General features: G+C 63.5%; 1 protein-coding gene. It reads left to right on the top strand.

What is annotated here, in order from left to right:
* The coding region (locus EN851_RS35455; protein ID WP_348630750.1) for an AAA family ATPase at nucleotides 1-207 on the top strand (207 nt) is incomplete at its 5' end.
* Nucleotides 208-299 lie beyond the last annotated feature (92 nt).

Below are 299 nucleotides of genomic sequence, written 5' to 3'. Positions count from 1 at the left end.
ATCGAGGCCCTTCGGGCGCGCTCCATCCCGCTGGCCGGCATCGCTTTCATCGGCGATGAGATGGCCGACACGCAACGGACAATCGTGGAAATGGGCGGTGTACCGCAGCTCGGCAGGCTGCCGTATCTCGACCCGCTGACGGACAAAACGCTGCGAGACGCAATGATTGCCGGCTTCGCCTTCGCCTCGTGCACGGGAGATCACTGATGTCGCAGTCCCGTGTGTGGCATCCCTTCACCCAGCACGCGCTAGAGCCGGTGATCCCTGAAATCGTCCTGACGGAGGGCGCCTATCTCCAC

Source organism: Mesorhizobium sp. M8A.F.Ca.ET.208.01.1.1 (assembly GCF_004791315.1).
In the GTDB taxonomy this organism is placed as follows: domain Bacteria; phylum Pseudomonadota; class Alphaproteobacteria; order Rhizobiales; family Rhizobiaceae; genus Mesorhizobium.
The sequence above is the reverse complement of the archived record's forward strand: the minus strand, read 5'-3'. Positions and strand labels throughout refer to the sequence as shown.